General features: G+C 33.7%; 20 protein-coding genes and 2 pseudogenes. 12 read left to right on the top strand and 10 right to left on the bottom strand.

All coding sequences use genetic code 11. From position 1 onward, the window contains the following. Window positions 1-298: 298 nt before the first annotated feature. Both SOJ_RS14695 and SOJ_RS14795 read right to left on the bottom strand, forming a co-directional pair. Window positions 299-568 carry a hypothetical protein gene (locus tag SOJ_RS14695; RefSeq protein ID WP_002506410.1) on the bottom strand — a complete coding sequence of 90 codons (270 nt, stop codon included), beginning with the start codon at window positions 566-568 and terminating at the stop codon, window positions 299-301. A 27-nt stretch (window positions 569-595) separates the two neighbouring features. Further along, window positions 596-721 (bottom strand): annotated as a pseudogene (locus tag SOJ_RS14795) (peptidase dimerization domain-containing protein); the annotation flags it as partial. 230 nt (window positions 722-951) lie between these two features. On the opposite strand from SOJ_RS14795, the gene SOJ_RS02025 reads away from it, so the two are divergent. From SOJ_RS02025 to SOJ_RS02000, 7 genes are all read left to right on the top strand, one after another. Next, window positions 952-3,057 carry a BglG family transcription antiterminator gene (locus tag SOJ_RS02025; RefSeq protein WP_002506409.1) on the top strand — a complete coding sequence of 702 codons (2,106 nt, stop codon included), beginning with the start codon at window positions 952-954 and terminating at the stop codon, window positions 3,055-3,057. 19 nt (window positions 3,058-3,076) lie between these two features. Further along, window positions 3,077-3,544 carry a PTS sugar transporter subunit IIA gene (locus SOJ_RS02020; protein ID WP_002506408.1) on the top strand — a complete coding sequence of 156 codons (468 nt, stop codon included), beginning with the start codon at window positions 3,077-3,079 and terminating at the stop codon, window positions 3,542-3,544. Between the two features lie 76 nt (window positions 3,545-3,620). Next, window positions 3,621-3,899: a PTS sugar transporter subunit IIB gene (locus SOJ_RS02015; protein WP_002506407.1), complete on the top strand. Its 279-nt coding sequence runs from the start codon at window positions 3,621-3,623 to the stop codon at window positions 3,897-3,899. Between the two features lie 129 nt (window positions 3,900-4,028). Further along, complete coding sequence (locus SOJ_RS02010) at window positions 4,029-5,288, top strand: galactitol-specific PTS transporter subunit IIC (protein WP_002506406.1); 1,260 nt, start codon at window positions 4,029-4,031, stop codon at window positions 5,286-5,288. A gap of 20 nt (window positions 5,289-5,308) precedes the next feature. Further along, window positions 5,309-6,340 carry a zinc-binding dehydrogenase gene (locus tag SOJ_RS02005; RefSeq protein WP_002506405.1) on the top strand — a complete coding sequence of 344 codons (1,032 nt, stop codon included), beginning with the start codon at window positions 5,309-5,311 and terminating at the stop codon, window positions 6,338-6,340. A gap of 54 nt (window positions 6,341-6,394) precedes the next feature. Beyond that, window positions 6,395-6,550 carry a hypothetical protein gene (locus SOJ_RS14540; RefSeq protein WP_002506404.1) on the top strand — a complete coding sequence of 52 codons (156 nt, stop codon included), beginning with the start codon at window positions 6,395-6,397 and terminating at the stop codon, window positions 6,548-6,550. Window positions 6,551-6,577: 27 nt separating this feature from the next. Then, window positions 6,578-7,615 carry a galactitol-1-phosphate 5-dehydrogenase gene (locus SOJ_RS02000; RefSeq protein ID WP_002506403.1) on the top strand — a complete coding sequence of 346 codons (1,038 nt, stop codon included), beginning with the start codon at window positions 6,578-6,580 and terminating at the stop codon, window positions 7,613-7,615. Window positions 7,616-7,714: 99 nt separating this feature from the next. Here SOJ_RS02000 and SOJ_RS01995 read toward each other — a convergent pair whose 3' ends face one another. Then, complete coding sequence (locus SOJ_RS01995; protein WP_002506402.1) at window positions 7,715-8,554, bottom strand: YitT family protein; 840 nt, start codon at window positions 8,552-8,554, stop codon at window positions 7,715-7,717. 331 nt (window positions 8,555-8,885) lie between these two features. Beyond that, entirely contained in the window at window positions 8,886-9,650 is a 765-nt protein-coding gene (fadH, locus tag SOJ_RS01990; RefSeq protein WP_002506401.1) for a 2,4-dienoyl-CoA reductase, read from the bottom strand. Window positions 9,651-10,138: 488 nt separating this feature from the next. Here fadH and SOJ_RS01985 point away from each other — a divergent pair, with 488 nt between their 5' ends. The 5 genes and pseudogenes from SOJ_RS01985 to SOJ_RS01965 all read left to right on the top strand — a co-directional run bounded on the left by SOJ_RS01985 (window position 10,139) and on the right by SOJ_RS01965 (window position 14,744). After that, the gene (locus tag SOJ_RS01985) at window positions 10,139-10,441 is read left to right on the top strand and encodes a PadR family transcriptional regulator (protein ID WP_002506400.1); all 303 of its coding nucleotides are present in this window, start codon (window positions 10,139-10,141) and stop codon (window positions 10,439-10,441) included. Window positions 10,442-10,465: 24 nt separating this feature from the next. Further along, window positions 10,466-11,620 carry a chromate efflux transporter gene (gene chrA, locus SOJ_RS01980; RefSeq protein WP_002506399.1) on the top strand — a complete coding sequence of 385 codons (1,155 nt, stop codon included), beginning with the start codon at window positions 10,466-10,468 and terminating at the stop codon, window positions 11,618-11,620. Between the two features lie 103 nt (window positions 11,621-11,723). After that, window positions 11,724-12,857 (top strand): annotated as a pseudogene (locus SOJ_RS01975) (glycerate kinase family protein). Between the two features lie 163 nt (window positions 12,858-13,020). Next, window positions 13,021-14,079, top strand: coding sequence for a sensor histidine kinase (locus SOJ_RS01970; protein WP_238536958.1), 1,059 nt, complete (start codon window positions 13,021-13,023; stop codon window positions 14,077-14,079). Further along, window positions 14,076-14,744 (top strand): PepSY domain-containing protein, encoded by a 669-nt coding sequence (locus SOJ_RS01965; protein WP_002506395.1) that lies wholly within the window; start codon window positions 14,076-14,078, stop codon window positions 14,742-14,744. The genes SOJ_RS01970 and SOJ_RS01965 overlap by 4 nt, the downstream gene beginning before the upstream one ends. 128 nt (window positions 14,745-14,872) lie before the next feature. Here SOJ_RS01965 and SOJ_RS01960 read toward each other — a convergent pair whose 3' ends face one another. The 6 genes from SOJ_RS01960 to SOJ_RS01935 all read right to left on the bottom strand — a co-directional run bounded on the left by SOJ_RS01960 (window position 14,873) and on the right by SOJ_RS01935 (window position 21,005). Beyond that, entirely contained in the window at window positions 14,873-16,369 is a 1,497-nt protein-coding gene (locus tag SOJ_RS01960; RefSeq protein WP_002506394.1) for a DUF6056 family protein, read from the bottom strand. Between the two features lies 1 nt (window position 16,370). Beyond that, window positions 16,371-17,318, bottom strand: a complete 948-nt coding sequence (locus tag SOJ_RS01955) for a glycosyltransferase family 2 protein (RefSeq protein WP_002506393.1) — start codon at window positions 17,316-17,318, stop codon at window positions 16,371-16,373. A 143-nt stretch (window positions 17,319-17,461) separates the two neighbouring features. Next, complete coding sequence (locus tag SOJ_RS01950; protein ID WP_002506392.1) at window positions 17,462-18,241, bottom strand: sugar phosphate isomerase/epimerase family protein; 780 nt, start codon at window positions 18,239-18,241, stop codon at window positions 17,462-17,464. Window positions 18,242-18,243: 2 nt separating this feature from the next. Beyond that, window positions 18,244-19,314, bottom strand: coding sequence for an ABC transporter ATP-binding protein (locus tag SOJ_RS01945; RefSeq protein WP_002506391.1), 1,071 nt, complete (start codon window positions 19,312-19,314; stop codon window positions 18,244-18,246). 10 nt (window positions 19,315-19,324) lie between these two features. Then, entirely contained in the window at window positions 19,325-20,140 is an 816-nt protein-coding gene (locus SOJ_RS01940) for a carbohydrate ABC transporter permease (protein WP_002506390.1), read from the bottom strand. Then, the gene (locus SOJ_RS01935) at window positions 20,130-21,005 is read right to left on the bottom strand and encodes a carbohydrate ABC transporter permease (protein WP_002506389.1); all 876 of its coding nucleotides are present in this window, start codon (window positions 21,003-21,005) and stop codon (window positions 20,130-20,132) included. Before SOJ_RS01935 ends, SOJ_RS01940 begins: the two co-directional genes overlap by 11 nt. Between the last annotated feature and the right edge of the window lie 7 nt (window positions 21,006-21,012).

Below are 21,012 nucleotides of genomic sequence, written 5' to 3'. Positions count from 1 at the left end.
ATATTAATAAATTTAAATCAATTTTACTACATATTTTCAATTATATATATAAAAAAAGAACCATTTTAATATTCCACCTTACGATTAATGTTTTATACTATCGTTATTCATATTAATTAACAATTTTATTCGTGAACTAGAGTAACCGCAATTCTGTATTAAACTCTATATTTGTAAGCACCTGAATTTTAAAATGAAATAAATCCTAACTAGTCAAATAACTAGTTAGGATTTATTTATACTTATATTTCAATTTTTTTATTTACTAAACTTCTTAATTTAAATCGTTTGTCTATTTCTAATTAAACGTTTTTCCAAAACCTACAATGATATCTTTATATTGATCTAATGAGTCTACTACGGCGTATTCACCATCGCCATGCCGCGCATCACCAGAAGGTCCAAATTCAATTGCAGGCACATCAAATCTAGAAAAATATCTTGTATCAGCAAAGCCATGCTGTCCAAAAATATTGGCTTCTTGATTGCCAGTTACAGATTTAATTTCTTTTACAAGATGTTGAATATAAGGATTATCTATTTCATTTTTCACACTCGGACCTGACATATGCACAGCTATTTCATCATCTGTAACACCTTTAATTTGTTCTAGAATGTCATCTTTATCTTGGTTAAGTAAATAACGAATATCAATTGAAAGCGTACATGCATCTGGTACTTTGTTATAAACCTTACCACCAGCAATTTTAGCGAGATTGATAAGCTAATTAAGTTATAGAAAATCATTCAGTAAAGGTAATATAATTTCTCTTTTTAACTTTCGTATCTTATAATCAATGAATTAAGAATGAAATTATTAAAATAATAAACATATTATACGATAAGCACTTATCATTCCAAATGCGATGGTAAGTGCTTTTTCTCATGCTAATCACAATGATGTACATAAAACGGAAATGCATTTGTGTCTAATGAGTGTACAACTCTTTGATGAGCTGTGCTAAATTAGAGTCAACAACAAGGGAGGGATTCAAAATACAAGCAGAAAACTTTAATATCATTACCGAAATGATTAAAAATCCGAAAATTAAAGGCAAAGACTTAGAAGTAATGTTCAACATGTCTCGTAGACAACTTGGCTATCGAATCCAAAAAATCAATGAATGGTTAACTGAACAAGATTGCCCAACGATTGAACGCACAAGCCAAGGATTTTTCATCGTTGATGATATAATCAAAAATTTTCTTAATGTATCAATTGAACCTATTCCACAGGAAGATGAGCAAGTATATACTGCTTACCAACGCGCGCATCTCATTTTACTGATGTTGTTTAGAGAAGATGAAACATTGTCATTAAATCACTTTGCAATCGATTTAAAAGTAAGTAAGAACACAGTGTTAAATGATTTGAAAAAATTAAAATTATTACTAGAACCATATGATGTCACTCTGAAATATTCACGGCAGGAGGGTTATTATTTAGTCGGTAATGAGTTTGAAATTAGAAGACTTTTAACACGCTTAATTGATAAAGTATTCACTTTAAATATTTCAAAAGATGATATTTTAGCAAGTTTAGCGTTGCAAGAAGAGAAACTTCAAATCATCGATTTTCAAATCAACAAAATCGAACAATATTTAGAGAATAATTTTATTGATCAAAGTACTGAGACATTACGCTACAAACTCTATTTCATTATGAGAAGAATTCAGCACGATAAGATCGTCTCACCTTTTTCAATTGGATACGATGACCTTTCCGACACTGAGGAGTATCAAGCAACTGAAATACTAACTTCAAACTATCCTGATATACCTCGGCAAGAGAAATTATTTATAACATTGCAACTCTTATCAACAAGTGTGCAATGGTCGGAATTAGATGATGTGAAAGTTTTACCAGAATTAAAAACTGCACTACAAAGTATGCTTGATCAATTTGAGAAAATCACTTTTATCACTTTTGAAGATCGTGAAACATTGGTCAACCAATTGTTATTTCATATGAAGCCTGCCTTTTACAGAATTAGATACGAGTTATCTGATGTCGATAGTTTACAGAATAATCTGAAAGATGATTACAAAGAATTATTTCATCTTGTTAAACTCTCTTCTAAACCTATGGAAAAGTTCTTTAACCAACCATTACCTGATAATGAACTCGCATATCTAACCATACTCATTGGCGGTATTTTAAGAAGACAAGATGAAGACATCGACAAAAAGGTAAAAGCTGTTGTGGTTTGTACACAAGGTACATCAATTTCTCAATTGATGTTACAAGAATTGCGTAGTGTGTTTCCAGAATTCATATTTTTAGATGCATTATCACTACGTGAATTTAATCAGTATACGCTAGACTTTGATATTGTCTTTTCACCAATGCACGTGATGACACACAAAAGATTATATATCACGAAAGCTATATTAACTGCCAAAGAAAAACACGACCTTCGTCAGCACGTATTCGGTCAACTCAACAATAGTTTCGAGACAGACATACACGCTGAAAAGATGTTAGCCATGATACGTGAACATGCTGATATTCATAACGAAGATGCTTTACTTAATGAAATTAAAAACCAATTTGATGATATTCATGCATATGCTTCAATCAAATCGTCTTCAATTTCGTTAAATGGTCATTTGAATTTACAAGATTTATTACCGATACACCATATTCAATTTGCATCTCATGTTTCAAATTTGGAAGAAGCAATTCGACTAACAGCTGAACCACTTTCTAGTCAAAAGTATATAGATGCAAATTACATCGATTCAATGATTCAATCTTTTGACGATACTTATATGGTTATCAATCAACACATCGCCATACCACATGCTGAAAACGAACAAAACGTAAACCGTACGTCTATGAGTATGTTGGTATTAGATGAACCATTAACGCTAAGTACAGGTCTGAAAGTACAGGTCTTTGTGGTTATCGCAGCAACAGATAAATTCAAGCATTTAAGACCTCTACTACAGTTACGAGATTTAGCACAAGACAATGAAAGTATGCAAAGCATTATACAAACAGATTCAAAGTCCCAAATATTTGAAACAATTAAACAATTTTCAAAAATAGACTAAAGCAAAGGGGTTGCGTCATATGGAAGGTTTAACAGTTGATGCCTCGAATGTTGTCATTGGTTTAGAGGCCACAACAAAAGAGGACGTATTAAGTCAATTAGCTGATTTAATGCATGACAATGGTTACGTAAAAGCATCATACAAAGATGCAGTCATCGAAAGAGAACAATCATTTGCTACAGGGTTACCTACAGTTTATTGTTCTGTAGCTATCCCACACACAGATATTCAGCATGTGAATTCAAAATCAATCAGTGTGGCTGTCCTTAAAGAAACAGTGCCCTTCGTCATCATGGGCGAAGTTGAAGAAACAACCGATGTGAAATTAATCTTTATGCTCGCAATGGATAAAGAGGATGCACAGTTATCATTACTTCAAAAATTGATGGGTATTTTCCAAAATGATCAAATACTTGAAACCATTGCCAATGCAACAGATAGCAATCAAGTCGTAGAAGTTATTGAACAAGAATTAGCAGACGCATAATCATTCAATTTATTAATAAAAAATATAACAGGAAGAGAATTTAAATATTAAGTTCTCAAATTAGGAGGAAATTATTATGAAACAAGTATTAGTAGCATGTGGCGCAGGTATCGCAACTTCAACGGTAGTAAATAACGCAATCGAAGAAATGGCAAAAGAGCACAATATCAAAGTAGATTTAAAACAAATTAAAATTTCAGAAGTTGGCGTTTACGCAGATTCAGCAGATTTATTAGTTACAACTGCAATGACGCAAAAAGAATACGACTTCCCTGTCATTAACGCACGTAATTTCTTAACTGGAATTGGCGTTGAAGATACTAAAAAAGAAATCTTAGACGCGTTACAAGAATAATAAGTCATTTAATTTAACATACCGAATCAATCGTTGGGATAAATATTAAAAAAGAAGTTCATGGTTATATCAAAATGGCGTCTTAATTTATACCAACATCACTTTATATTAAAGAGGATGGTGTAAGGGATGAGTGGATTTGTAGATTTTATTCAAGCTTTTCTAGATTTAGGGGCAACAGTAATCCTTCCAATCGTTATATTTTTACTAGGATTATTCTTTAGGCAAAAAATCGGTGCAGCATTTAGATCCGGTTTGACGATTGGTGTCGCATTCGTAGGGATTTTCTTAGTTATTGATTTACTTGTAAACAACTTGGGACCCGCTGCTCAAGCTATGGTTAAAAACCTAGGAGTAAGCTTAAATGTTATTGATGTGGGTTGGCCAGCAACATCATCTATTGCATGGGCATCTGTTATCGCAGCATTTATTATTCCTTTAGGTATTGTGATTAACATTGCCATGTTACTGACAAAGACTACTCGAACAATGAACGTAGATATTTGGAACTTCTGGCATTATACATTTATGGGTGCCATGGTTTACGCCGTATCTGATAGCATTTGGCAATCATTAGTGGCTGCAGCAATATTCCAAATCGTCTGTCTGAAAGTGGCTGATTGGACTGCACCAATGATGAGTGAGTTCTACGATTTACCTGGGGTATCGATTGCCACAGGTAGTACAATTTCATATGCGCCAGGTATTTTCTTAGTCAAAGGTTTACAAAAAGTGCCTGGTATCAACAAACTACATGCAGACCCAGAAACGATTCAAAAACGTTTCGGTGCATTTGGTGAATCCATATTCGTCGGTTTAGTACTTGGTTTAATCATTGGTTTGTTAGCTGGTTACAACGCTGGCGATGTTATCAACCTTGGTATGTCAATGGCTGCCGTTATGGTGTTAATGCCTCGTATGGTTAAGATTTTGATGGAAGGTTTAATGCCTGTTTCCGAATCTGCACGTACTTGGTTAAACAAACGCTTTGGGGATCGTGAAATCTATATTGGTTTAGACGCTGCGGTTGCATTAGGCCACCCAGCAGTTATCTCAACAGCTTTAATTTTAGTTCCGATTACAGTATTATTAGCAGTTATTTTACCTGGTAACCAAGTCTTACCATTTGGTGACTTAGCAACAATTCCATTTATTGTCGCATTTATCGTAGGTGCTGCACGAGGTAATATCATACACTCTGTTATTGTCGGCACAATCATGATTGCCATCTCTTTATATATCGCAACAGATGTTGCACCGATATTCACAAGCATGGCAGAAGGCACAAACGTAAATATGCCATCTGGCTCAGCTCAAATTTCAAGTCTTGACCAAGGTGGTAACATCTTAAATTACATTATTTTCAAATTCTTTAGTTTATTTAATTAACAGATAGGAGCTGACATTACATGAAAGCACTCGTTAAAACTGAACCAGGATTCGGGAATCTAGAAGTCTTAGATAGAGAGAGACCTTCACCGAACGCAGATGAAGTAAAAATAAAGGTCCATTATGCAGGCATTTGTGGCACGGATGTGCACACGTATGAAGGCCATTATAAAGTGAACTTTCCAGTGACACTTGGCCATGAATTTTCAGGAGAGGTTGTAGAAACAGGCGCTAATGTCACTGATTTTAAAATTGGTGACCGCGTCACTTCTGAAACAACATATTACATTTGTGGTGAATGTGAATATTGTCAAAGTGGTGATTATAACTTATGTAATCATCGTAAAGGTTTAGGCACACAACAAAACGGTGGCTTTACGCAATATTTAGTTGCACGTGCAGCTAGTGTCCACCGTATTCCTGATAATGTTTCATATAAAGCAGCATCTATGACGGAGCCATTAGCTTGTGCCCACCATGCCGTTTCTAAAATTGAAATACAGCCTAACGATGTCGTAGTCGTTATGGGGCCTGGACCTATTGGATTACTTGTCGCGCAAGTCGTTAAAAGTAAAGGTGCAGAAGTCGTAATCACTGGATTAGATAATGATCAAACAAGATTAGATAAGGCAACAGAACTTAAATTAGATCATGTCGTCAATATTCAAAATACTGATTTAAAAGACTATGTAAACAGTATTACGAATGGTTATGGTGCAAACGTAGTTTTAGAATGTTCTGGTGCAGTACCCGCTGCCAAACAAGGTTTAGATATCTTACGTAAAAAAGGACAATATGTCCAAGTTGGTATCTTTAAAGATCCAGAAATTTCTTTTGATTTAGAAAAAATCATACAAAAAGAAATACGAATGGTCGGTACGAGAAGTCAAAAACCAGACGACTGGGAACCTTCTTTACAACTATTAAGCAGTGGTGATGTTAATGCTGAAGCGTTAGTCACAAATGAACTTGATATTACGCAATGGGAAGAAGGCTACAACCATATCAAAGGTGGAGAAGGCATCAAAGTACTCCTTCGCCCTATCGATTAACTTGTTTCAAATAACCATCATTTAGCAATTAAATGATATAAGGAGATAATTATTATGGTAGAACATATGTTAGATTTCATGCTTGGGCCATTGAGAGGTATTACAGATTTATATATGAATAACTTACTTTATTGTAATATAGTCGTTTTTCTTGGTTACTTCGGCGCAAAATTTTTTAAAAAGAAAAAAGTTACTTCTGAACAAAATTAATATTCAGAAGATAAGAGGTGAAATACTTTGAAAGCTTTGAACCTATACGACATTGAAGACTTAAGATACGAAGAAACAAAACCGCCTGAAATTGAAGACAGTAACGATGTCATTATTAAAGTGATTGCAACTGGTATATGCGGTTCAGACAATTCTCGCTATAAGAAGCTAGGCCCTTATCGTGAAGGCATGACATTTGGTCATGAATTTTCAGGAGTTGTAGAAAGTATAGGCAATAACGTTAATCATGTGGCAGTTGGCGATGCAGTCACGGGTTGCCCAGCTATCGCTTGTCACGCCTGTGAACAATGTGAAAAAGGTGAATACTCTAGATGTGAACATTTATATGTTATTGGCTCTTATGAACCTGGCTGTTTTGCAGAATTCGTTAAACTACCTGCAAATAACGTCTTAAAATTGCCAACTAATGTAGACTTTGATACAGCTGCTATGGTCGAACCTTCTGCAGTAGTAGCACATGGTTTTTATAGAACAAGTATGAAACCTGGGGCGACTGTAGCTGTTATAGGATGTGGCAGTATCGGTTTGCTAGCCATTCAATGGGCTAAAATATTTGGTGCCGCTAAAACGATTGCGATTGATATCGACCCAGATAAATTAGCAATTGCTAAGACGCTTGGCGCAGATTATACGATTAATTCTAAAGCAGAAAATTTAGATGACGTTATCGCTACGATTCCTCATAACATAGATGTCGCTTTTGAATCAGCAGGCTCACCATTTACGATTGGACAAGTCTTAACGTTACCAGCTAAAGGCGGGGAAGTCTTACTGCTAGGCATACCTTACTCCGATATTGAAATGGATCGTGTTCATTTTGAAAAAATATTACGTAATGAACTTAATGTTATTGGATCTTGGAACGGCTTATCCGCCCCATTTCCAGGCGAAGAATGGCATGCGTCCCTTCATTACATGTCTACAGGAGAGATTCAAGTGGATCCGATGATTTCAGATCGCTTAGATTTAGCAAAAGGTCCTGAAACATTTGATGCATTAGTTAATAAAAAGAAACATTTTGATAAAGTAATCTTCCACCCATAATTAAAATCTAACATTGCCATAATTATTATCAAAAAGTCCTAACACTGATGACAGTATTAGGACTTTTTGATGCATATTTATATCTACACATATTTTACGTTACTGTACTTTCATAAAGCCATTGCCTAAGACATCTCTCACATCATGAATAACAAGAAAAGCATTTTCATCGTGAGCATTAACGATTTTCTTAATTCTTGATAATTGGTTTTGCGGTACAACGACATAAAGCACATTCGTCTCTTTTCGTTCATAACCACCGACTCCATTCAATAATGTTGAACCTCTACCTGTTTCTTTATTAATCCCCTTACTAATTTCATTATTATAATTTGAAATAATTGTAATTGCCTTTTTAGGATTAAAACCTTCTATTACAAATGACATACTTTTCTCAACGATAAAAAGCATAACAATGGTATATAAAACATTTTGCACGGGAAGGATGAATAAGAAAGATAACACAATGATTGAATCAAGCATAAACAACGCTTGAGAAGTTTTGATTTCAGTATACTTATTTATAATTTTAGCAATAACAGATGTGCCACCTAATGTACTTCGCGCTGAGATTACAAGTCCAGTGCCGACACCAAGTAGTAAGCCGCCAAACACTGTGCTTATAAAATCAGATTCAATCTGCATATTAAATGATTCAGTTAGTCCTAAAAATATTGAACTTGAAATTACTGTAATCAATGTGTAAACTGCTGTCGTTTTACTTAAATATTTCCAACCTACCGCAATTAATATCATATTTATAATTAGTGAGGTAATTGCCGGTGATAAGCCTAGTGTATATTTTAGATTTAGCGAAATACCTACTGTACCACCCTCCCCTAAATTAGCAGGAATTACAAACACATTAATGCCTATACCTATAAGAAATGTTCCTAAAATACAGAAACATATATTTTTAAAATGGATTTTGTACAACATCCCAATAACACCTCATTCCTTTTATTTGAAAATCACTCATTCCTACTGTTTTATTTCATTTATATTGATCGCCTAGGAAGCACGACATAAAAAGAAACTTTTCAGTTATTAACCAAAAAGTTTCGAAGATATAATTTTTCGTTATTTTTTTAATACAAGTATATATCATAGTAGAAATGGTCTGTTATTTCAATTGAATAAGGTTAATTTGTTTTATAAATTGTAATTGAATCCGTTACTTTTATTATATCTTAGCAATAGCGTTGAATTAAAAAGACAAATCAAACGATATGAATCGTCCGATTTGTCTTTTATATAAATTGAGAATTGTTTAGAATGCATTCTGATTGAGCCATTGCCCGCCATCCATGGTCATGCAAGCGCCATTGATATAGTCCGCATCGTCTGAGAACAAGAATTTAGCCAAACCTGCAATTTCTTCAGGTTGACCCATTCTACCAACTGGTACACTATCTAGTGTCTGTTGACGTGCTTCTTCAGATAAACTTAGTTTTCCTGCGCCACCTGTATTTTCAATTGGCCCCGGTGCAATGGCATTCACTGTAATTCCATATTTAGAACTCCATTCCACAGCAAGTGTTCTCGTCATAGCAAGGACGCCAGCTTTTGCACTTGCAGAATGAATAACACCTGGACCAGATCTCCAAGCATACGTCGCAACCATATTCAAAATTCGTCCTTTTTGACCATTTTTAATCCATTCTTTACCTACTGCTTGTGTACAATACCAAGTACCATTTAATACAATATCTACAACTGAATTCCACGCATTAATCGATAAATCTTCTGCAGGGCAAATAAAATTACCCGCTGCATTGTTCACAAGGCCATCTATCTGCCCAAATGTTTTTACAGTCTCATCTACTGTATACTGCACACGCTCTGGATCACGTACATCCATGTCTATACATAGCACCTGATCTTCATATTGTTCAATTTCCGCTTTAGCAACTTCAAGTCGTTCTAATGAGCGACCTGTTATGACTACTTTGGCACCTTCTTCAGCAAATCGTTTCGCCATTGCTTTGCCCATGCCACTACTACCGCCCGTTATCATCATCACTTTGTCCTTCATTTACATTCTCCTTTTAAAAGCTTGATTTAGTATGATTCAAATAAATTGGTAAGCGCTTACATATTATTGTACATTAATTTTACTTTTTTAGTAAATTATCTTATTTTTGTTTTTAAAAAAAGCGAGAAAAGAAACCAAAATTTGTCATTTGATTTCTTTTCCCACTCTATAAAGATTACTAGATCTTTAAATTATCAACATGAGATGCTTTATTTATGCTCTAGTCTCTTAAAACATTATTGTTTATGCTGTACAAAGCGATGGTATAAATATTTTACGGCAGTTACGAACATTAATAATATCCCTATTTAAAATTGTTTATTAATAAGTCTTTTTCATTAACGAAAATTATCCACTAGCAATATTACAAAATATGATAATTTCTTAAATTTTATGTAAATTCAACCTCAGACAAAAGTATAAATGTTACATTGAAATCGAAATGCGATATCGCTTTTCGATATATTAATTAGAGAGGATGAATGTATGTGGAATCAAAATTAGAAAGACGTATGTTTTTAGGGTTTATTTATATTCACATCTTGCATCATGCAAGTGAACATCCTATCTATGGTAGTTGGATGATTGAGGAACTTCAAGAACACGGTTATACAATGAGTGCTGGTACGTTGTATCCCCTCTTACATAGTATGGAAGACGAAGGATTACTTGTTAGTGAGAAAAATGTGGTTGCAGGTAAACAACGCAAGAACTATACCATCACTTCATTTGGTAAAGAAATGTTAGCCAAAAGCCAACAAAAATTAAAAGAACTTGTTGGCGAAGTATAATTTATAAATTGGGAGGTTATGCTAATGAAATATCTTGAAGTCTTTTTGGTCGCGCTAAGATTAGGTTGTACATCTTTTGGTGGCCCAACAGCACATCTCGGTTACTTCTATGATGAATACGTTAAACGTAGGAAGTGGCTCACAGAACAGCAATATACAAATTTAGTCGCGTTATGTCAGTTTTTACCTGGTCCTGCAAGTAGCCAAGTCGGTTTTGGTATCGGCATAACGAAGGCAGGTTTACTTGGTGGTGTTATTTCATTTCTTGGTTTTACATTGCCTTCAGTCATTGTATTAATGCTTTGTGCGACGCTGCTCCTTGCTTACAGCAGTGATTTAGGTTGGACGCATGGCTTGAAATTAGTTGCAGTTGCCATCGTGCTTAATGCCATTATTGGCATGGGCAAGAAACTTTTGCCTGATGTGAAAACAAAGCTTCTTGCACTATTTACCTTAGTTATGGCAGTCACAGTGATTCACCCTATGTCACAATTGGGTGCATTGATTATCGTGGCGCTTGCTGGATTAATACTCTTTAAAGAAAATGATGAAAGTAAACCATCAATAAAGATATTCAATATTCCTAAACTGGTTGGTGTTATTGCACTTACACTCTTTTTCAGTTTTTTATTAATTTTACCTATTATTAATTTCTTCACAACCAATTCATGGGTGAGTATGATTGATCATTTTTATCGCTCAGGTGCACTTGTTTTCGGTGGCGGCCATGTTGTTCTACCATTATTAGAACAAGCATTTGTCGCAACAGATATGATCAGTGCGAACGACTTTTTAACAGGGTACGCATTAACACAGGCAGTGCCGGGTCCATTATTTACCTTTGCAGCATATATCGGTACCGTTATGTCTGGCATTCCGGGTGGCATTGTCGCAACAATCGCTATTTTTTTACCTGCCTTTTTACTATTAATTGGCGTTTTACCATTTTGGGAACACGTGCAGTCGAATCGTTATGCTAAAGCAATGTTAAAAGCGGTCAGTGCTGGTGTAGTTGGTATTCTAATTGCAGCACTGTATGATCCTATTTTTACATCATCCGTCAATTCACATATGGATTTCGCATTTGCTGCCATATTATTTGTATTACTAGCATACTGTAAAGCACCGTCATGGCTAATTGTAATTTTAGGATTAGCACTGGGTATCATGTTTTATTAAATTTTTTAATCATTTTTTAATAATTCTTTAAGCAATTGTAAACCCCCATACCATAGTCTAAGAGTATCAATTAATTAAGACTATATACGGGGGGATGAAGATTATGAAATTTACAGTTATTCCATCAGGTTTTAAGGAAAGTTTAAGTGCAGAAGAAGTTGGTTATGCAATTGAAAAAGGTATTAAACGTGTCAATTCAAATTATGAAGTGAACGTTATACCTATGGTTGATGGTGGCGAAGGTTTCGTAGAATCTATTATTAAAATTAGAAATGGTTATAAAATAATGACTCATGTCACTGGCCCTGTCGGACAACGCATCCAATCTTACTTTGGCGTATTTAAAGAAGGGAAAGAAACTGTAGCTGTGATTGAAATGGCTGCAATTGCAGGGTTAAGACATGTCCCTAAGACACAAAGAAACCCATTATACACAACAACTTATGGCGTAGGTCAAATGATTATTAAAGCACTTGATTACGGTGTAGATAGAATAATTATAGGTTGTGGCGATTCTGGTACATCTGATGGTGGCGTTGATATTGATAAAATTCATGACTTAGATTTAAGCAATATAGACAGCCGAGTATCAACAACACCAATTGATGTTGCTTAAAATTGGTCTAATATATTATGTGGTGATAAAGGCGTTGCACGAGTATTTGGTCCTCAAAAAGGGGCGTCACAAGAGGACGTAGAACATTTATCAAATAATTTATATCATTTAGCTGCTTTAATTAAGCAACATACAAATAAAGATTTACGTTATGCAGAAGGTACAGGGGCATCAGGTGGTCTTGGAGCCGGTCTCATCGCTTTCGCTAATGCAACATTGCATCCAAGGTTTGATTTAATTAAAAATTATATTCAAATCGAAAGCAATCTTGAATCAACGGATATTGTCATCACTGCAGAAGGTTGTATTGACTATCAAACACCGAATGGAAAAGTGCCTGCTGAAGTTGCACGTATTGCTAAAAATCACAATAAACCTGTAATAGCTTTTGCAGGAACGATTGGTAAAGGCGCAAAAATAAATTATCAAAGTCGTATTGATGCATTTTCTAGTATTATACCTGAACCAGCTACTTTAGAAAATGCAATCAACGACGCAGATAAATGGCTAGAGGGCAGTGTAGAAAGTGCGATTCGTTATATTATGATTGGTATGAACCTTTTTAAAGCAAGGAAACAACAAAAGCATAAACTGAAGGAAGTCGTTACAGATGCTAGCTAATGTTTCATTTTCACATCTATGGATTTGGATATCTTTTCTTTGTTTAAGTTTTTATATCTTTTTGGTATTAGATTTAAGTTACTTAGGCAAAGTAAGTATAATGATTTTTATTTTAGCTCTTATATTATTTATATTTTCAAATTTACCTGCAGGATTAGCTGGGATGCTATGTTTGATCGGTGCAGTGTTGCTGGGTGTTCCAGATTCAATATTATTTGAATCATTAAATCAACATATCGTTTGGGAACATGGTGAAGTCGTCAATTTAAAGCTTTATGAAAATGTAGACTTTAAGTATGAATCCTTTCAAATTTTAAAATGGATTTTAATCGGCTCAGTTATATTATTACTAATAGTTATTTTTTACTTGAATAGAGTAATCACCAATATTATCACGCAACCGATTTTGAAATTAAGTAAGCACATCAAAGAAACACAAGAAACCAAAGATTATTTACCTGTAGAAGTACAACAAAATGATTCGTATGAATTGCAGGAATTATCTACTTCCTTTAATGACATGATGAACAAATTGAAAGAACACGACGAGAGACAACAAGCATTTATTATGAATGCGTCACATGAATTAAAAACACCAATTACAGTTATAAACTCTTATAGTCAAATGTTGCAGAGATTTGGAAAGAAAGATCAAAAAACATTAGATGAAAGTATCCATGCTATTGGTGATGAAGCTAAAAAAATGAAATATTTAACAGAACAATTATTATATTATGCTCAAATAACTAAAAATAAGACGGAAAGTAGTCTTGAATATGAAAATATAGTGGAATTAATTGAAGAAATCACACATCGCTTAAAGCATGTATATAAACAAGATATAAAAGTAGAAGTAGCTTGTGAATCTTATGAAGCTTGGCTAAATATTTCTTTATTCAAGCAATTAATACACATATTTTTAGATAATGCGCACAAATATGGTGAATCACTTATTATTGTCAGAATTTCTGATAATAAAGATTCATTCAATATTGAAATTATGGATGACGGTATAGGTATTCCAGAATTTGACTTGCCTCATATTTTCACTCGCTTTTATCGTGTAGATAAAGCACGGTCACGTAGCACTGGCGGTTCAGGTTTAGGATTGTCCATTGCGCAAGAAATTGCCACACAACAAAATATAGTGATTGATGTAAAAAGCGAAGTAAATAAAGGTTCATCCTTTATTTTAACTGTGCCTAAAGGAGTCAAAAAATGAAACTGCTCGTTAAATTAATTTTAATAATGACATGTATTGGATTATCTGTCGCCCTATGTGTAATTATATTTTTAAAAGCGAACCAGCAACTTATGGCAGAGACAGATGCAAAAGCAATGGTTGAGAAACGTTACAACGGTGATATTGAATCTATCAAGCTCACTGATAATAAAAATGAATTTTTAGTAAAATTAAAATCAAGCGAAGGTATATATCACATTAAAGTAGATAGAGAAAAGAAAACAATTTCTAATATAAAACAAACAAAGGATTTAAAACCAAAGAAACCTGAACCCAAAAAGGAACAGAAAAAGGAAGATAAAAAAATCAGTGAAGCATCAGCCAAAGATATAGCAAAAGAACATGTCGGCGGTACCTTTAAATCTATTACTTTAAAAGAAGATAAAGGTATTAAATACTATTTGGTGACTCAAGATATAAGTAGTCAAAAAGGTGCTAATATCATTATCAATCATGTTACAGGTAAAGTATCCTCAGTAGCTTGGTTCAATAAAAATAATGATGCAGCATCAACTGAAACCCAACCTACACAACCACCGCCTACAAATCAAAAACAACGTATTTATTCAGGTGATGATGACGGCGATGATGACAGTGATGACGACGACGACGATTATGATGATTATGAAGATGGCGATGATTAATAAATTACTTCACAAATATTTAAATAAAAACTCCGGGGTAGTTAGTAAATTTACTATCCCGGAGCTTTTATGTGTTTCGAGTAATTCGAAAACTAGTAATAATTTATAATAATTAACGCATGATTTCATCAATCACTCTTCTTTTCTTCGCTACCAAAAGGTACATACTTAACTTTTGTATCTACTGGTAAACCTTCATATTTATTGAATAGTGTTTGATATTTCTCGCTGGTTGGCGTTGCATGATGTAAATAATGTTCAAATGGCAGTTTCTTCATCGTATAGAAATCCTTATCTGGATTCTCTTTTACTTCTTGTTTCAAATTCGCGATTCGCGTTTCATTTTGATTGTGGATATAGTAACAACCACTCAAATAAACAACACCAAACATAATTGCAATTCCCACAATCATATTTCGCCACAACGCATACATGACGTTGAGTTGAACAAGTAATATCAGTAAAATGATGCTATAGATTACATATACTGTATAAAAATTCCTTGGACCGAGTGGTGATACAATGACTAAAGGTGCACATACAAGTAAAGTTGAGGCTAGGAGTAAATATAATGTATAACGTACTTCCTTTTGCCCGATCACTAAATGTATTGCATAAATCATTGCACCTAAAAATATAATACAAATCACAGTATTAAGCAGATTTGCTATAGTGATTGAATCGAAATTTTGTAATTCGAATTGTTTATATATGAAAAAGTAATAAATAGGCAATATCAATAATCCACTAACAGTCAGCCCTATTTTCATCTTGGATAAGCTGTACAGCACAGTACTGCGATAAAGCATAACTAGCACCACAGCAATAATCATAGATAAAGTCACAATTTGATTGAAAAAGACCCAATCTGGAATTGTCGTAGTCACCGTATGGAATATTTTATCGACTAATCCTGTTTCACTCGATATATTCTGGTAACTGCTGCCTTCAAAAAATATTTTACGATAATTAGGATTTAAAAACATAATCAATGTACCAGCCACAGATAATAATAAACCAACTATAAATTCAGGATTAATTTGTCGATAAAGTAATAAATTCAAACCTATGGCTAACACCAAAATCATACTATTAAAGAGTGTGGTATTTTCCATAAAAAATTGCCCAATAAAGCAAATAATATAAAAGACAATATTAGTTACAGGTGTAAGCCCTCTTCGTTCGAATAAAACCGTAACAATAAACCATAAAATGAACAGCACGCACAATGTTGCTGGGACATAATTATAAAAACCTGCAAACCATCCATAAGTTTGTTTGTATATCTCACTTGGTATCGTAGCCATAAGTATGAAAGCTATTAAATAATATAGTGGCTGTTTCGTATTATGAGTAAAACGAACAATAATATATATCATAGCCATGCTGATCAACGCGTAAGATATCCACCTAAACCAATCCAAACGAACTGCTACAGTTTCTAAAATATTACCCAAATAACGCCCATTTAAATTCGCATATTTTTCCTGCCACATTTGCACGCCATACTGACTATACCAATCCCAATCATCATGGGTTAATGGTAAAAAGAACGCCATAAAATAGTAAAATAAAAATAGTGCTGTAAGTGTCAGATACATCTTGTCCAAATTTAGTGATTTCATATTAATTTACCTCATGTTTATTTAAATTCGTCTTATGTATAATAAATAACGGTCTCTGTTTCACTTCATAATAAATTCTACCTATATATTCTCCAATAATACCTAAAGAAGTCAGCTGCACACCACCTAGAAATAATACCGCAAAAATAGTAGTGAAATAACCAGGCGTAGACACACCATAACTCAGTGTATAAATTAAATTGAAAGCAATATAGAGAAAGCTCATCAAACAACTGAATAATCCCAAATAAATAATAATACGTAACGGTCTATTATTAAAGGAAATCAGTCCATCTATACCATAATTTAACAATGAACTAAATGACCATTTAGACTCTACTTCTTCACGTTGTACATTTTGATATTCAATGACTTTAGGCTCAAAGCCAATCCATGCAAATAATCCTTTTGAAAATCGATTGTATTCTCCTAATTTAACAACTTCTTTAACGGCACGCTGACTCAATAACCTGAAATCTCCTATGCCATCCTCTAAGGTAACATCTACCCTTTTATTAATCATTAAATAATACATTTTAGACAGATGCTTACGTAACCAACGCTCTCCAGTTCTATCCCTTTTAGCTACCACTTGATCTTCGCCATTTCTAAAATCTACAATCATTTGCGGAATCAATGAAGGCGGGTGCTGTAAATCTCCGTCTATGATTATCAACGCCTCAGCTTCCGTACTTGCTTTCAAACCTGCATACATCGCTGACTCTTTACCAAAATTACGTGAAAACGAAATATATTTCACTCTACTATCTAATTCAGATAATTGTTGAATTATTGTTAATGTTTGGTCTCTACTTCCATCATCCACGAAAAGTAATTCATATGTATAACCGTTAATATAACTATCATGTTGCATAATTTCTGTTAATTTATCATAGGTTTGTTTAATTACAAACGCTTCATTAAAGCATGGAATCAATATTCTAATCATTAAAACGGTGCACCTCTTTGAATTATATTTATATAAAATTTATTATATACAGTATTATACAATATAACAAATCAGAATGTACTATATATTTTGTACATTCTGATTTATCGAGTCGTTATGTGTATTACAGTGCTTATTTCACCTTATTTACTTTCCATTTTACCTACTACATAATTAATATCCCGTTGGATGTTTTCTGGTTGTTCACCTATATCATAATTATATTCTAAAGTCAGATGTGCGTTCGGCGTATATTGATGATACATTTCAAAAAATGCATCCATATCTAATGTTCCTTCATGCAATAAATTGTGGTCATCATGTTTACCATCATTGTTGTGTAAATGATAGAATTTAATCTTATGCTTAAATTGTTGAACCACATGTTCTAAATCCCAATTATTAGCGTTAGCATGTCCCACATCAATTAATACACTGTTCTCTCTTTCTTTACAGAAATCAATAAATTCTGATTCTGTAAACAGTTTATTTTGCTTAGTATCTACCCCTACATTTTCTACTAAAATGTTTACACCTTGTACTTTCGCTTCTGACGTAATATCGTCTAAATTATATGCTGTCTCAGCAATCATTTGCTGTTTATTGTTAATAGCTACATTATTTACATGGTAAACAATATCTTTAATCCCTAATGCCACGCAGTGTTCAATTGCCAATCTAATTTGTTTTAAGCTATATGGGTCTTCTTCTCTAGGACGCGAATGCTCTACATCAAAAATTTGTTCATGATATGTTAAGAAACGTTGTGAATCTTTACCTAGCTCAAGTAATTCCTTCGTATAAGCTTCATCTTGATTGTTACCAAAAAGTTCTATGCCTAAATTGGGATTTACTTCTAATAGACTATAAATTGGTGCTAACCCGCTTCTAATATATGCATTTGTACTTAAGATTAATGCCATGATTATCCCTCCTCAATATTTATTTCTGTATTTGGGTCAAACAATATTACTTTATTCATCTCAAACTTTACATTTACAACTAATTGTTCAGGTTTGTCATAGCTTTTCACAGTCAGTGTCTGTTGGTTTAAATTACCAATGAGACTGTAGCATTCACCTAAATTTTCAATATCTTCTATTTCAAATTTCAGCTCCGTTGGTTCGTCTGTAATATGAACTGCTTCAGGACGAATACCAACTAAAAGTTGATGCCCCTCATACTGATTTAGATGTTGTTGTTTTAAACTTTCTGCATTAATTGAAAGTTGGTCATCAAATTTAAGTCGATTCTTTTCATATGTTGCATCCAAAATATTCATCGGAGGTGCACCAATAAAACGTGCCGTAAAGACATTACGTGGATGATTATAAATATTTTCAGGTGTGTCGAACATTTGTATTTCACCCTTATTAAACAATGCAATACGATCTGCCAATGCCATCGCTTCTAACTGATCATGCGTTACAAAAATAAAGGTATGTTGGTACATGTCATGTAAATGCAACAACTCTCTTCTTGCAGAAACACGTAATAAGGCATCTAAATTAGACAATGGTTCATCTAATAAGAAATATGAAGCATTTTTAACAACTGCGCGCCCTAACGCAACCCTTTGACGTTGACCACCTGATAATTCACTCGGTTTACGCTCTTTTAAATGTTTCAAATCAAGTATAGAAAGTGCTTGGTCCAGTCTCTGGTTAATCTCTTCTTGTGGTACTTTATTCCGTTTTAATGCATAAGTAATATTTTTCTCTACACTCATATGCGGATACAATGCATAGTTTTGAAAGACCATCGCAATGTCTCTTTCCCCCGGTTCATAACTTGTTACATCTTTATCATCAAAAAGAATTTGACCGTCTGAAACACTCTCAATACCTGAAATCATTCTGAGTATGGTAGACTTTCCACACCCAGAAGGACCTAAAAACACAACACGTTCACCGTCATTTATTTTTAAAGTTAAATCCTCAATTACTTTGGTGTCACCAAATGATTTATTTAAATTTTTCAATTCTAAAATACCCATTGTCATCCTCCTATTTAATTCCACTAGTAGTAAAGGTATCGATAATAAAACGTTGGAACACTAAATATATAATGAGTGGAATCGCCATCGTTAATACACTTAAGGCCATCGCCACAGTAAAGTTTGTTCCACCTTCTGAACTTACGAACAGTTGTAATGCTAAAGGTAACGTATAATTTTCTTCATTTTTCAACATTAAATTCGGCCAGATATATTCATTCCATGACAATATAAAAAACCAAATACTTGTAGATGTTAGTGCGGGCTTAGTAATCGGTACAATTACATCTTTCATCGTGTGCCACACTGAAATATTATCTACTTGAAGCGAGTCTAATAAAGCTCTCGGAATATTACGCATAGACTGCGTTAACATGAATATACCAATTGCGTCTGCGAGCTGTGGTAAAATGACACCCCAAACCGAATCCACAAATCCTAAACGTGCCATAATAATATAGTTCGGAACCATTGTTACTGTAAATGGCACGAAAATAGTTGCTACAAGTACTATATATGTCACTTTTTTAAATTTAAATTGGTAAAAGACAATGGCAAACGCTGCTAAAAATGAGATTGCTACTTTAACAATCGTAATCACACTCGCAATTACGAATGTATTCGTCGTAATTTGTAGCAATGGAATATCATTAACTAGCTTATCGAAATTCTCCATCGTAAATGGTATCGGAATTAAATTAAGCATAGAATCATACGCATAACTTAACTTTTTTAATGAATTACTTACCGCAAAAATAATCGGATAAATTGCCAATAATATACACGTAATTAATACAATATGCGCAATATAAGATTTAGTTTTCATACTTAACCCTCCTCTCAACCACTAAAAACTGAACCAGTAATAGTAAAAAGAAAATAATTAGTGTAATTGTTGATACTGCAGCTGACATTCCTGTCTTATATAAAGTAAAACCTTCGTGGTAAGCATGATAGATTAAGTTACTACTCTGATAATTTGGGCCGCCTTTAGTAATGACGCTAATGGGCGTAAAGACATACTGTAACCCTTGGACAATCGTCATAATTAAAATATAAAACCCTGTCGCCGAACTCATTGGTAAAATAATATCGATAAAAATACGCGATGGTTTTACATTATCTATTTTTGCCGCTTCAATCATCTCTCTTGGAATACCGATAATACTCGAATATAGTACTAGGAAGTTATAACCAAACACTTTCCAAGCAACGATTAAACTAATCACAAATATGACCCAGCCATTTGTTGTTGTCCAATTCGGTATCGATAAGCCAAACACACCAAGTATTTGTGCTACAGGTCCTGATACAGGATTTAATATCCAAAGAAACACCATCGCTCCTACCACTAAAGAAATTACGGAAGGTATAAATAATACCGTTTGATAAATCCGTTTACCTTTGCCTACAAAGTAATCTACAATAAATGCAAAAATGTAAGTCATCACTGTATTAAATACGATTAGTAATACAATATAAGCAAATGTTTGAATGATAATCATATAAAATTTAGGATCTGTAAAAAGATCAATATAATTATTCAATCCCACAAATTCTTTATGTGTTTTAACCATATTCCAATCAAAAAAACTTAAATATACGGTATAAATTAAAGGAATAATGTTAAATATTAAAATGATGATTACAGATGGTAATAACAGCGCATAAGGTAACCATTTTTTATTCATTAAGTGT

The organism is Staphylococcus sp. OJ82, from assembly GCF_000294465.1.
Classification (GTDB): Bacteria; Bacillota; Bacilli; order Staphylococcales; family Staphylococcaceae; genus Staphylococcus; species Staphylococcus equorum.
The sequence above is the reverse complement of the archived record's forward strand: the minus strand, read 5'-3'. Positions and strand labels throughout refer to the sequence as shown.